We start from the raw sequence: 11,891 nt of genomic DNA, 5'->3' as shown, positions 1-11,891 counted from the left end.
GTCTCGTCACTCCTCCGGCCGAGTACTCAACGGGGCCAGTGAACCCTGCGAGGACGGTGGGCAACCCGGTTCGAGAAACCCGGACCGGGCGGCGAATCTGGCTCCCCGGACCAAAGAGCGAGGGCGGCCCCGACCCGGGACGTGGCAGAGCCTGGGCGTGTCGCGCTCCTCCGGCGCCCGGGCGGGTGCCTCGGGTGTGACCGGCTCCAGGGTCATCCGGCTCGCGTGCCGACTGCCGTCGCCCCATCCCGGGCGGCGGCGGAACAGTTCCGGACGGGCGGCGGCGACCACCAGGAGCGGGGTCGGTTCCGGTTGGTCGAGCAGGCCCTCGACGACGGTCAGGACCGTGTTGTCGGCCGCCTGCAGGTCGTCGGCGAACACCACGAGCGGGCGGTACTCGGCGAGTTCGGCCACATTGGGGGTGGTCGCCGGCCCGTGCGGGTCGAGCCGGATCGTCGCGGCGTCGCGCACCCGTCTCTCGAACGCCGCGAGCAACCGCGACTTGCCGATCCCGGGCCCGCCGACGACCAGCACCAGGTGTGGCCGGGCCCGCCGGCGGACCCGTTCGAGCAGGCTGCTCAGTACGTCCAACTCGGGTTCGCGATCCATCACCGCGAGCATGATCGGCGAGTCCGGACAGCCTCCCCGGACGGTCCGTCGTGGGTGCGGTCCACCCTGGTGGTCGTAGCGGATCGCCGCGCCGGTCAGTCGGCTGGTGTGGTCGCACACCACGATCTCGGTGTCCTCGGCGAACTGAAGCAGGGACTCACAGTCGACGAGCAACGCACCGTTGACCGGCAGCGGTTCCAGGAATCGTTCGGCGGGACGCACCGGGAGCTCGCCCGTCGACACGGCCACCCGCAGGGCGGGTCGTTCGCCGTCGGGGACCTCGAAGCAGATGCGCCGGCGCAGGGAGACGGCGGCGTGCACGGCGCGTTCGGCGACCCGGTCGGTGTCGTCGTCCCGCGTGGTGTCGGGGCGGAACACCGCCAGGGTGACCGAGCCGGTCGAGCCGGCGACGACGCCGCCGAATCGTTCGACCTCCTCGCGTACCGTCGTCGCGGTGCGTTCCAGTGCCTCGCCGACGTCGACGACCCGGGGGCCGGTGCCGAAGTCGGCGCGGATCAGTACGGCGCTGACCCGGCTCCGGGCCCCGGCGGCGGGCGGCGCCACGGCCGGGGCGGTGCGGGCGAGCGGGTATTCGGGCTGTTCCGGCTCCGGTGTGGGCGCGGCGAGCACCACGGGTCGGGCCGGTGCGGCGGGCGCGGCGAGGGACGGGTCGTGCACCAGGATCGCGTGTTGCAACATCCGCAGTTCCCGGCCGGGTTCGAGGCCGAACTGCTCGGCGAGGCGCAGCCGGGCCCGGCGGTAGACCGCCAGCGCGTCGGCCTGGCGTCCGCTGCGGTACAGCGCCAGCATCAGCTGGTGGCATGCCCGCTCGCGCAGTGGCTCGGCCTCGACCATGGTCTCCAACCCGCCGAGCACGCCCTGGTGGTGCCCGTTGGCCAACTCGGCCTCGTAGTAGTCCTCCATCACGTCGAGGCGGGCGTTGTGCAGTGCGGTCAGCTCCGCCCAGGAGTGTCCGGCCTCGACCAGGTCGGCCAGGGCCGGTCCGCGCCACAGTGCCAGCACCTCGCGCAGGGTGTCCGCGGCGGCGGCGGGGCGGCCGACCGCCAGTTCCGCGCGGCCGGCCTGGGCGAGGCGGTGGAAGCGGAACATGTCGACCTGTTCGGGGTCGACCTGCAACTGGTATCCGTGCGAGCAGGTCAGCAGCGCGGGCGGGCGGGTGTCGCCGCGCGTGTGCTCGGCGAACATCACCCGCAGTCCGCGCACCGCGTTCTGCAGGATCTTGCGTGCGGTCGGCGGCGTCTCCTCGGTGTCCCACAGACCCTCGAGGAGTTTGCTGGTCGCCACCTCGCGGTTGGCGTTGAGCAGCAGCAGGCCGAGTGTCGCCCGCCGCCGGTCGCCGCCGAGCGCGATCGGTTTCTCGTCGTCCATCAGTTTCAACGGGCCCAGAACCATGAACTGCAAGAGATCCCCCGTAGATCGTTCGTGCTCTGCGTCAACCGTCGGATCGGTGCGCGGCTACGCCCATTCCGCCTCCCGACCGGCGGCCTGCGGGTCCGGGGCGGTGACCCGCATGGTCGTCGGGGGGTCCTGGCGGACCGGTTCCAGATGCAGGACCTCGGTTCCCTCGGTGGCCGGGAAGGAGGCCAGGCACGTGCAGTCCGCGTCGGCGAATCCCGCGAACCGGTAGGCCACTTCCATCATTCGGTTGCGCTCGGTACGGCGGAAGTCGGCGACCAGGTGCACCCGGGCCCGGGCGGCGGCGTCGGTGAGCCAGCGCAGCAGTACCGCGCCCGCGCCGAAGGAGACGACCCGGCAGGAGGTCGCCAGGAGTTTGATGTGCCACGTCCGCGGGGTCTTCTCGATCAGCATCACCCCGACCGCGCCGTGTGGCCCGAAGCGGTCGCTCATCGAGACCACCAGTACGTCGTGATCCTCGTCGCGGGCCAGTGCGCGCAGCGCCGCGTCCGAGTAGTGCACGCCGGTGGCGTTCATCTGGCTGGTGCGCAGGGTCAGTTCCTCGACCCGGGTGATCTCCTCGTCCCGGGCCTCGCCGATCCGCATCACCAGGTCGAGCGAGCGCAGGAACTCCTCGTCGGCGCCGCGGTATTGCTCCCGCTCCCGGTCCCGCTCGAATCCGGCCCGGTACATCATCCGGCGGCGACGCGCGTCGACGGTGACCACCGGCGGGCTGAACTCGGGCAGGTCGAGCAGCGCGGCGGCCTGCTCGGCCGGGTAGCACCGCACGTCGGGCAGGTGGTAGGCGACCTCGGCGCGCTCGGTCGGCAGGTCGTCGATGAACGCGATCGTCCCGGTGGCGAAGTTCAGCCGCTCGGCGATCCGGCGCACCGACTCCGACTTCGGGCCCCAGCCGATCTGGGGCAGCACGAAGTATTCGGCCAGGCCCAGTTGTTCGAGCCGCGCCCAGGCCTCGTCGTGGTCGTTGCGGCTGGAGACGGCCTGCAATACTCCACGCGCGTCGAGCTCCACCACGACCTTGCGGACGGCCTCGTCCACCTCGACGTCGCCGTCCTCGATCAGCGTGCCGCGCCACAGCGTGTTGTCGAGGTCCCAGATCAGGCACTTCACGACCGGTTGTGCTTCGGACATGTCCGCTCCCGTTTCGTGCGACCGTTCAGCCCGCCGCCGACGCCGCGTGCTCGGCGAGGATCAGCTGGCAGATCTCGTTGCTGCCTTCGATGACTTCCATCAACTTCGCGTCGCGGTAGGCGCGCTCGACCACGTGTCCGCTCGCCGCCCCCGCGGAGGCGAGCACCTGGAGCGCGGAGGCCGCGCCGCGGGCGGCATGGCCGGCCGCGACGTGCTTGGCCAGGACCGACGCGGGTACCTGCTCGGGTGATCCTTCGTCGCGGCTGCCGCTCGCCCGCTCGCAGGCGAACGTCGCGGTGCGTTCCGCGGCGTACAGCTCGGCCAGGTGCCGGGCGACGAGTTGGTGTTGGAGCAGGGGTTTGCCGAACTGCTCGCGGGCCGCCGCGTGTCGGGCGACGGCCGTCAGGCACGCGCGCAGGATGCCGACGCAGCCCCAGGCCACCGACAACCGGCCGTAGGTCAGCGCGATGGTGGTGAGCATGACGATCGGCTGACCGGCCACGGCGAGCAGGTGCTCCGCGGGCAGCCGTACGTGGTCGAGTTCCACCGTGGCGTGTCCGGCCGCCCGGCAGCCCATCGGGTGGGGCACCCGGGTCACCCGCACCCCGGGCGCCGTCGTCGGCACCACGGCGACCGCGCCGCCGCCCTCGTACCGGCCGAACACCACGATCCAGTCGGCGTAGTCGGCGACCGTGATCCACGTCTTGGTGCCGTGGACGACGATGTCGCCACCGTCGCGCCGGATCCCGGTGCTCATCGCGGCCAGGTCGCTGCCGGCGGCCGGCTCGCTGAACGCGACCGCGGCCAGTTCGCCGCCGGTGAGTCGGGCCAGGTGTTCCTCGCGCTGCGCCCGGTCCCCGAAGCGCCGAATCGTCCACGCGGCCATGCCCTGGGAGGTCATCACGCTGCGCAGCGAGCTGCACAGCGCGCCGGTGTGCGCGGTGAGTTCGCCGTTCTCGACACAGGACAGGCCGAGGCCGCCGAACCTCTGCTCGGTTTCGGCGCACAACACGCCCTTGGCGCCGAGTGCGCGCAGGACGGCGATCGGGATCTCGCCCGCCACGTCCCACCCGCTCGCGGCGTCGGCGACCGTCTCGGTCACCAGCGCGCTCAGGTGGTCAGGCATCGTCGCCCCCGCCGCGCAGCCGGATCACCAGCGCGCTCATCGAGCGCAGGGTGCGGAAGTTGTCCAGGGCGAGGTCGGGGCCCTCCACCGCGATGCCGAAGGTGCTCTCCACGAACACCACCAGTTCCATCGCGAAGAGCGAGGAGACCGCGCCCGAGGCGAACAGGTCCACCTCCCGCTCCCAGGTCGCCTTGGTCTTCGCCTCCAGGAATGCGCCGATGCGGTCCTCGATGGCGGCGACCGGGAGATCCGCGGTCGGGTCCGCCGGCTCGAACGTCGTCGAGTCCGCCGTCGAGCGTGTTGTCGATTCGGTCATGGGAGAGTCCCTTTCTCATCGCACCTTGTTCTTGCGGGCGAGCGTGATCCCGTCCGCCATGACGAGCATCGACAGTTCCACCCGGGCGTCGGCGAACAGCGCCGCGTTGAGTTCGCGGATGGCCCTGGTGTCCGGGTCGTCCGCCTCCGGGTCGGCGACCCGGCCGAAGTAGAGGGTGTTGTCGAGCACGATCAGGCCACCGGGCCGCAGGTGGGTGAGCGCGTCCTCGTAGTAACGCGCGTAGCCGGTCTTGTCGGCGTCGACGAACACCAGGTCGTAGGTCTCGGGGCCGTGCTCGGCGAGCAGGGCCGCCATGGTCCGCGTGCCGTCCCCGAGCCGCAGTTCGATCCGGTCGGAGACGCCGGCACGGTCCCAGTAGCGCCGGGCGATCCGGGTCCAGCGCTCGTTGATGTCGCAGGTGACGATGCGTCCGTCGGGCGGCAGCGCCCGGGCCATGCACAGCGTGCCGTATCCGGTGAACGTGCCGATCTCCAATACCCGGTGGGCGCCGGTCAACCCGACCAGCAGCGCCAGGAGTTGGCCCTCCTCGGGCATGGTGACCATGGCGTCGAGCATGGGCATGGACGCGGTCTCGGCGACCAGGTCGCGCAGGATGTCGTCGTCGCGCAGGGACACCGAGCGCACGTACGCGAGCAGGCGCTCGTCCAACTCCACCTGGCCGGCCATCACGACGCTCCGTACCGGTAGAAACCACGCCCGGTCTTGCGGCCGTGCTCGCCCTCGGCGACCTTGCGCAGGAGCAGTTCGCCGGGGCGGCAACCCTCGTCGCCCGTGCGCTCGTGCAGCACCCACAACGAGTCGACGAGGTTGTCGATGCCGATCAGGTCGGCCGTGCGCAGCGGGCCGGTCGGGTGCCCGAGGCAGCCCTCCATCAGCGCGTCGACGTCCTCGACGCTCGCCCGGCCCTCCTCGACGAGGTTCGCCGCGTCGTTGATCATGCGGTGCAGCAGCCGACTGGTGACGAAGCCGGGGCCGTCGCCGACCACGATGCCCCTGCGGTCCAGGGTCGACAGCAGGTCCCGTACGGCCGACATCGCCCGCTCGCCGGTGCGCGGTCCGCGCACGATCTCCAGCGTGCCGATCAGGTAGGGCGGATTCATGAAGTGGATGCCGACCAGGTCCTCGGGGGAGGGGACCTGGCCGGCGAGTTCGTCGACGGGGATCGACGAAGTGTTGGTGACGCGGAGCGTGCCGGGCGCGACCACGGCGGCGATCTCCTTGTGCACGTCGGCCTTGAGCCCGGCGAGTTCGGTGACGGCCTCGATCACCCAGGTCGCGTCCGCGGCCGCCGTCGCCGCGTCGGCGAGGCGCAGGTCGCCGATCGCCCCACCCGGGGAGAGCGCTCCCATCATCTGTGCGAGCCGGAGTTCGTGGCGTAACCGCGCGCGTGCGGTATCCAGTCGCGCCCGGTCCACGTCGACGAGTGTGACCGCCACTCCCCGCGCGACGGCGAGCGTGGCGATGCCGACGCCCATCACGCCGGCGCCGAATACCGCGAGCCGCGGCGCGCGCCCGTTCCCGGTCATCGGCCGACCACTTCCGACCGTGCCGTGACGGCGCGAGGTCCGGGCGACCCCCGACCGATGTCACGAACGACAGACCCGCTCATCATCACCCCAGCTTGTGCGTTGTGCGTGCGGAAGCATTTCCGGAGGAAGGTTGTCCGAAGTCGAGAAGGAAGCGCGCAGGCAAAAGCGCACGCCGAATACGGGCATGGATCGTCAGGTCGACCGAGTCGCGTCGCCGCGACGCCGACTGCGAGGCCGTTCTCTGCGATGACTGTTACGAAATCCGATTTCGGGACGACCGCTTCGCGATCGCATTGTTCTCACGGCTTACAAGTCTGTGCCGGAGGGCCGGCGGACTCCAGCCCGCGACCCGCTCATCAAGCTGCACTTCCACTTGATGAAGCTCTCCCTCCGCCACTCGACGAAGCCCACTCGCGGTGCGAACACGCAGGTCAGAGGGCTACACGTCCTCCGCGAGGTTGGCCTCCTTCACCAGGTAGCCGAACTGGAAGCGGCTTGTCGCACCGAACATCTGCATGACCTGACCGATGTGTTTGCGACACGTGCGCACCGACACACCCAGGCGTCGGGCGATGGCCTCGTCCTTGGCACCGGAGATCAACATCCTGACGATCTCCTTCTTCATGTCGTTGCTGATCAGGTCGGTTTCCGCACGCCCGGTGTCGAACTCCTTGGCCGTCGCCCAGACATGCTCGAAACACGAGTACAGGAAGTCGATCAGCGAACGTTCCTGCACCACCAGGGCACCGCCGTCCTCGCCGCTCGCCAGGATGTACGCGGCGGTGCGGTCGAAGATGAACATCGTGCCGAAGAGCGCCCCGGCCGTGCGTACCTCCACGCCGGATTCGACCAGCCTTCCCGCGTGTTCGCGGGTCGGTGTGTCGAATCGGGCGGCGTGCTGGTACAGGACGCGCATGGGCACGCCCGTGTCGGGCCGGTGGAAGTCCCGGGCCCGTGCCTCGACCAGATTCTCGGCCGGCCACTCGCTCCGGGGTTGCATGCAGACGATTTCGTCGGAACTGTTCGCCGCCGATTCGGACAACAACAGCCCGATCGTCTCGGGTACTTTCACGATGTCGAACGAATTCGTGTACTGGCTGCCGAACTTGCTCGACCGGAACAACAACGAGAGCCGGGCGAGGTCGTTGCGCAACTGCCCTGTCGCCTGTTTCCGTTGGAGCAGTTCCAGTTCGCTCCTGGTCAGGAGATTCGCGGATGCGATGCTCGGATCCGCGGGTACGAACCAGGCGTCCCGGTCGTGGGACGGTCGAATGAGCTGGAGTCCCAGGAGCGTGGCGACGATCGCCTCACTCGCGTCGGGGTCCGTGAGGCCGAATGCGTGGGCGACGTCGTCGACCGCGAATCCGTCCCGGCTCAGGCTCCATTCGTAGACTTCGAACAATCCGGCATCCGGTTCGGGAAACAAGGGCACTCCATGTGAACTATGTATTCCGTACGGACGACGGGGTCCGACCGTTGGTACCGGCCCCCGACCGGGGCGGGGCCCCGGTTGCCGCGAGCGGTTCCACCGTCTCATGGAACGTCCCGAACCTGCCCCGATGGAACACCAACGGCGCCGGCTCGTCGCGGTTCGCCCGTAGTGCGTTCACCCTGCCGACGATGATCACGTGATCACCGGAGGCATGCTCGACGTCGATGGTGCACGCCAACCAGGCGAGCGCGTCCGCCAGTTCCGGTCCGGCCGCTGCCTCGCTCCAGCGCACGTCGGCGAAGCGATCGATGTCCTTGACCGAGAACTGCCGGCACAACCGTCCCTGGTCACTGCCGAGGACGTTGACGCAGAACGTGCCGCTGCGTCGAAGATCGATCAGTGTCGACGACTCGTTGCCCACGCAGAACATCACCAGCGGGGGCGTCAACGACACCGACATGAAGGAATTGCACGCCATGCCGACGGGCCCACCGAACGGTCCGGTGGTGGTGATCACCGTGACGCCGGTCGGCAGATGTCCGAGTGTGCGTCGGAATTCCGTCGTGTCGAACGGGACAACCATCACCGAACTCCTCGATTGGCCACTCCTCGAAGCATAATGAGCGGCCGGAACGCGGCGTTGGCCCGAGCCACCAAGACCTCCGGCCGGCTTTGGCCCCCGGCGCAGTTGCCGGCCGGCCCCCGGAGCTTTTCGTCTCGATGCGAACGCACGCGTCGGCGACTTCGAGCCCCGCCCGCGACAACGCCTCGCGTCCCGGTCCGGCCGCGCCATCGCTCATCTCGACTTCCCGACGGCCGAACCGACCGGTCGTCTTGACAGTTGTACCCGTCCCGCCCACCTTGTGACCGACCGGCCGGTCATGAAGGCGACAGTCGTTGTTTTCCCGCCTGTTTCGAGAGGACGTGGAGCACATCATGTACCTACGACGCACGTTACGCGGCAGGTTCACCACACTGGTGGGCGTGCTCGGGCTCACCGCCGCGGCGTTGTTCGCGGCCCCGGCCGCGGCCCGCGCCGACGACACCGCTCCGGTCGAACTGCCGCGCCTGGTCACGGGCGACCCGGTCGGTCACGCGGGGATGTTGCAGACCGAGGTGAACTGGTGGAACCTGGCGCGGATCGCCGAGTACGGCCTCAATGCCGACGGCGCCGACGCGTTTCCGCCGCCGGGCGGCTGGGACGACCTCGCCAGGCCGTGGGCCGGGCAGGGCACGGTGTCCCGGACCACCGGCAAGTTGCTGATGGTGTACCGCAATTCCTTCGACCCCGGCCAGTACGTACCGTCCGCGTGCTCGGCGAACGTGATCACCGCCGCCAACAGGAGCACCATCGTCACCGCGGGCCACTGCTTCAAGGTGACGGCCAACCTGCGGGGCGCGCTCGGCGACGACGTCGTGGTCAACGCGGTGTTCATCCCGGGCTTCAACGGCGCGAACGTGCCCCGCTTCACCGGCACCGACGACTCCACCGCGCCCCCGCCCGGCACCGACGTCGCCCCGTACGGCGTCTGGGGTGTCACGCGCGCCTGGATCACCCCCACCTGGGACGGTGACAGCACCTTCCGGTCCGGCGGCGACGTCGCCATGGCCACCGTCGAACGCCCCGGCGACCCCACCCCGATCCAACAGGTCACCGGCGGCCAGGACATCGCGTTCGGCGTGGCCGCGAACCCGCTGGCGCTGCATCAGTTCGGCTATCCGACCGACAACAATCGCAACTGGTACTGGTCGAGGAACAGCGACGGCAGTACCGCCGCCGACTTCGGCGTCGCCCCCTCACTGCGACGCGGATTCGACGGCCGGACCCTGATGTACGCGCGCGGCGACACCATCGGCGACTCGACCGTCGGTTTGGCCCACGACATGGCCTCGGCGATGTCGCCCGGCTCCAGCGGCGGTCCCTGGCTGATGAACTTCGACCCGGCCACCGGTACCGGCACCCAGATCGCGGTCACCTCGCGCTTCACCGACTCCACCGGCACCTCCCCCTGGTGGGACGCGGCCTGGGCGATCGTCCACTGCGGCACCCCCAACTGGGCGTACGGCCCGTACCTGATGTCCAACGGCTTCGGCGACCTGACCCGGGCGATGTACGACGTCGCGCGGAACGCGACCGTCTGACCCGCGCCCCGAACCGGGCGTGCCCCCGACCGCGGGCCGGGGGCACGTCGGGTTCGGGTACCGGACAGGGCTCGCGTCGGGGTCGGCCGGCCGGCCCGCAGCGCCCTCGGCGAGGGCCGGACGTTCACGATCCGACTGCCGCGAGAGCGCGGCTCGGTCGGATCGGCGGGCGGGGTCGGCGAATCGGCGGACCGGCCCGGCCCGTTGGGGTCGTGCGCGGGCGGGCCTCGGGGATCTGCTGTGAGCGGATCCGCTCAGGGCAGATCCGGTCGTCGCCGGCCGGCCCGAGGGCTCAGGGTGGAGACATGAGCGATGACCCGAAGAGTTCCATCCTCCTCGAACACACCCGACGCGACCTGTACACGCAGCGCGTGCTGCTGCTCGACGGACCGTTGGACGACGACAACGGCACGCTGCTCACCACGCAGTTGCTGACCCTGGCGGCAGAGGACCCGAAGGCCGACATCGCGCTGTGGATCCACTCGCCCGGCGGCTCGGTGCCGGCGATGCTCGCGATCCGCGACGTCATGCGGGTGATCCCCTGCGACGTATCCACGCTGGTACTCGGAATCGCGTACAGCGCGGGCCAGTTCCTGCTCTCGGCGGGCACGCGCGGCAAGCGCCGGGCGCTCCCGCACGCCCGGGTGCTGATGCACCAGGGCTCCGCGGGCATCGGCGGGACGGCCGTGGACATCGAGTTGCAGGCCAACGACCTGCGGCACACCCGCGACACGGTGCTCGGCCTGATCGCCGAGGACACCGGACAGCCGGCCGAGCGCATCTTCGAGGACTCGCTCCACGACCGCTGGTACACCGCGCGCGAAGCGCTCGACTACGGCTTCGTCGACGCGATCGTGGCGGACTTCGCCGAGATCGCGCCGCGCGGCCCGCGCCGCCTCACCACCAACGCCGGCTTCCAGGGGGCCCTGGCATGAGCACCTACGCCATTCCGAACGTGATCACCCGCGACTCGCGCGGCGAACGCATCATGGACGTGTACTCGCATCTGCTCGCGGAGCGTGTCGTCTACCTCGGCACCGCGATCGACGCGGGCGTGGCCAACGCGCTCGTGGCGCAGTTGTTGTTCCTGGAGGCGGACAACCACGACCGCGAGATCCAGTTCTACATCAACTGCGAGGGCGGCGACCCCAGCGCGATGTTGGCGGTGTACGACACGATGCGGTACGTGCGTTCCGAGATCGCCACCACGTGTGTCGGCCAGGCGGTCGCGGTCGGCGCGGTGCTGCTCGCCGCCGGCGCGCCGGGCAAGCGCGCCGCGCTGCCGCACGCACGGGTCGTGCTCCACCAGCCCGCCGCGCAGGGTCGCGGCGCGATCCCCGATCTGATCCTGCAGGCCGACGAAGTGGTGCGCGTGCGCGCGGACATCGAGCGGATCCTGTCCCGGCACACCGGCAACAGCACGGCCACCCTACGCGCGGACACCGACCACGATCGGGTGTTCACCGCCGAGGGCGCGAAGGAGTACGGCCTGATCGACATGGTGCTGGAGGAGCGGTGACGCGCTGACGCCGATGTGCCCGGCCCGGCGCGCCCCGCCCGCTCCGTGACGACGTGCGGTCAGGCCGCCAGGCCGAAGGCGGCGCGGCACACCGGGGCGGAACGGCCCGTCGGGCGGGCGCGCGTCAGGATGTCGGCGACGGCGATCGTCAGGTCGCCGAGGGTCACGTCCAGCGCGCCGCCGAGGGCCGCGATCATCTCGCTCGACGGCTCCTTGATGCCACGCTCCACCTCGGAGAGGTATTGCGGCGACAGACCGGCCCGGCCGGCCGTCTCGGCGAGGGTTTCGCCGCGTTCGTGGCGCAACGATCGCAGGTGTTCGCCGAGCACGTGTCTCCACAGCGGCTCGCGGTCCGGCACGGGGGCCGGGCGGCGAGGCGCGGCCGTGGGCGCGGCAGGCACGGGCGCGACGGGCGTGGGCGCCGGCGCGAGGCGCGCCTTGTCGTCGGTGCGGGGCGAAAGCGGTGGAGCGGTCTCGGCCATGGTTCATCGTAGGCCGCGACGCCGCGCCGTTTCCGCGTTGTCCGCCGCGGGCGAAATCGGCGAGCCGCGCCGGGGCGTTCGCCGGTCGGTCCCCGGCGCGCCGCTCGCGGGTGTACCGGCCGTCGATTTATCTCAACGCTCATTTAA

12 protein-coding genes are annotated in these 11,891 nt (G+C 70.5%); 3 read left to right on the top strand and 9 right to left on the bottom strand.

Annotated features, from left to right (window positions below; all coding sequences use genetic code 11):
• Window positions 1-6: 6 nt before the first annotated feature.
• From EMA17_RS30895 to EMA17_RS30860, 8 genes are all read right to left on the bottom strand, one after another.
• Window positions 7-1,998 carry an ATP-binding protein gene (locus EMA17_RS30895; protein ID WP_160161625.1) on the bottom strand — a complete coding sequence of 664 codons (1,992 nt, stop codon included), beginning with the start codon at window positions 1,996-1,998 and terminating at the stop codon, window positions 7-9.
• An 87-nt stretch (window positions 1,999-2,085) separates the two neighbouring features.
• Window positions 2,086-3,177 (bottom strand): HAD-IIIC family phosphatase, encoded by a 1,092-nt coding sequence (locus tag EMA17_RS30890; protein ID WP_126640449.1) that lies wholly within the window; start codon window positions 3,175-3,177, stop codon window positions 2,086-2,088.
• A gap of 25 nt (window positions 3,178-3,202) precedes the next feature.
• Window positions 3,203-4,303, bottom strand: a complete 1,101-nt coding sequence (locus tag EMA17_RS30885; RefSeq protein ID WP_126640448.1) for an acyl-CoA dehydrogenase family protein — start codon at window positions 4,301-4,303, stop codon at window positions 3,203-3,205.
• The gene (locus EMA17_RS30880; RefSeq protein ID WP_126640447.1) at window positions 4,296-4,619 is read right to left on the bottom strand and encodes an acyl carrier protein; all 324 of its coding nucleotides are present in this window, start codon (window positions 4,617-4,619) and stop codon (window positions 4,296-4,298) included. Before EMA17_RS30880 ends, EMA17_RS30885 begins: the two co-directional genes overlap by 8 nt.
• Window positions 4,620-4,634: 15 nt before the next feature.
• A complete protein-coding gene (locus tag EMA17_RS30875) occupies window positions 4,635-5,306 on the bottom strand; it encodes an O-methyltransferase (protein ID WP_126640446.1) in 672 nt (223 codons plus the stop codon).
• Window positions 5,306-6,166, bottom strand: coding sequence for a 3-hydroxyacyl-CoA dehydrogenase family protein (locus EMA17_RS30870; RefSeq protein WP_126640445.1), 861 nt, complete (start codon window positions 6,164-6,166; stop codon window positions 5,306-5,308). The genes EMA17_RS30875 and EMA17_RS30870 overlap by 1 nt, the downstream gene beginning before the upstream one ends.
• Window positions 6,167-6,608: 442 nt before the next feature.
• Window positions 6,609-7,595: a helix-turn-helix domain-containing protein gene (locus tag EMA17_RS30865; protein WP_160161624.1), complete on the bottom strand. Its 987-nt coding sequence runs from the start codon at window positions 7,593-7,595 to the stop codon at window positions 6,609-6,611.
• Between the two features lie 16 nt (window positions 7,596-7,611).
• Window positions 7,612-8,184 carry a flavin reductase family protein gene (locus tag EMA17_RS30860; RefSeq protein ID WP_126640443.1) on the bottom strand — a complete coding sequence of 191 codons (573 nt, stop codon included), beginning with the start codon at window positions 8,182-8,184 and terminating at the stop codon, window positions 7,612-7,614.
• A gap of 353 nt (window positions 8,185-8,537) precedes the next feature.
• Between EMA17_RS30860 and EMA17_RS30855 the strand changes: the two genes are divergently transcribed.
• The 3 genes from EMA17_RS30855 (at window position 8,538) to EMA17_RS30845 (ending at window position 11,262) form a co-directional block, all read left to right on the top strand.
• The gene (locus EMA17_RS30855) at window positions 8,538-9,743 is read left to right on the top strand and encodes a trypsin-like serine peptidase (RefSeq protein WP_126640442.1); all 1,206 of its coding nucleotides are present in this window, start codon (window positions 8,538-8,540) and stop codon (window positions 9,741-9,743) included.
• A gap of 305 nt (window positions 9,744-10,048) precedes the next feature.
• Window positions 10,049-10,678 carry a ClpP family protease gene (locus EMA17_RS30850; protein WP_126640441.1) on the top strand — a complete coding sequence of 210 codons (630 nt, stop codon included), beginning with the start codon at window positions 10,049-10,051 and terminating at the stop codon, window positions 10,676-10,678.
• Entirely contained in the window at window positions 10,675-11,262 is a 588-nt protein-coding gene (locus EMA17_RS30845; protein WP_126640440.1) for a ClpP family protease, read from the top strand. Before EMA17_RS30850 ends, EMA17_RS30845 begins: the two co-directional genes overlap by 4 nt.
• Before the next feature lie 59 nt (window positions 11,263-11,321).
• Here the strand turns inward: EMA17_RS30845 and EMA17_RS30840 are convergent, their stop codons facing one another.
• Window positions 11,322-11,744, bottom strand: coding sequence for a helix-turn-helix domain-containing protein (locus EMA17_RS30840; protein ID WP_126640439.1), 423 nt, complete (start codon window positions 11,742-11,744; stop codon window positions 11,322-11,324).
• Window positions 11,745-11,891 lie beyond the last annotated feature (147 nt).

It is taken from the genome of Embleya hyalina, from assembly GCF_003967355.1.
In the GTDB taxonomy this organism is placed as follows: Bacteria; Actinomycetota; Actinomycetes; order Streptomycetales; family Streptomycetaceae; genus Embleya; species Embleya hyalina.
The sequence above is the reverse complement of the archived record's forward strand: the minus strand, read 5'-3'. Positions and strand labels throughout refer to the sequence as shown.

Coding starts and splice junctions, on each gene's coding strand:
- EMA17_RS30895 (WP_160161625.1), bottom strand. CDS start 1,998: ATGGACGACGAGAAACCGATCGCGCTCGGCGGCGACCGGCGGCGGGCG.
- EMA17_RS30890 (WP_126640449.1), bottom strand. CDS start 3,177: ATGTCCGAAGCACAACCGGTCGTGAAGTGCCTGATCTGGGACCTCGAC.
- EMA17_RS30885 (WP_126640448.1), bottom strand. CDS start 4,303: ATGCCTGACCACCTGAGCGCGCTGGTGACCGAGACGGTCGCCGACGCC.
- EMA17_RS30880 (WP_126640447.1), bottom strand. CDS start 4,619: ATGACCGAATCGACAACACGCTCGACGGCGGACTCGACGACGTTCGAG.
- EMA17_RS30875 (WP_126640446.1), bottom strand. CDS start 5,306: ATGGCCGGCCAGGTGGAGTTGGACGAGCGCCTGCTCGCGTACGTGCGC.
- EMA17_RS30870 (WP_126640445.1), bottom strand. CDS start 6,166: ATGACCGGGAACGGGCGCGCGCCGCGGCTCGCGGTATTCGGCGCCGGC.
- EMA17_RS30860 (WP_126640443.1), bottom strand. CDS start 8,184: ATGGTTGTCCCGTTCGACACGACGGAATTCCGACGCACACTCGGACAT.
- EMA17_RS30855 (WP_126640442.1), top strand. CDS start 8,538: ATGTACCTACGACGCACGTTACGCGGCAGGTTCACCACACTGGTGGGC.
- EMA17_RS30850 (WP_126640441.1), top strand. CDS start 10,049: ATGAGCGATGACCCGAAGAGTTCCATCCTCCTCGAACACACCCGACGC.
- EMA17_RS30845 (WP_126640440.1), top strand. CDS start 10,675: ATGAGCACCTACGCCATTCCGAACGTGATCACCCGCGACTCGCGCGGC.
- EMA17_RS30840 (WP_126640439.1), bottom strand. CDS start 11,744: ATGGCCGAGACCGCTCCACCGCTTTCGCCCCGCACCGACGACAAGGCG.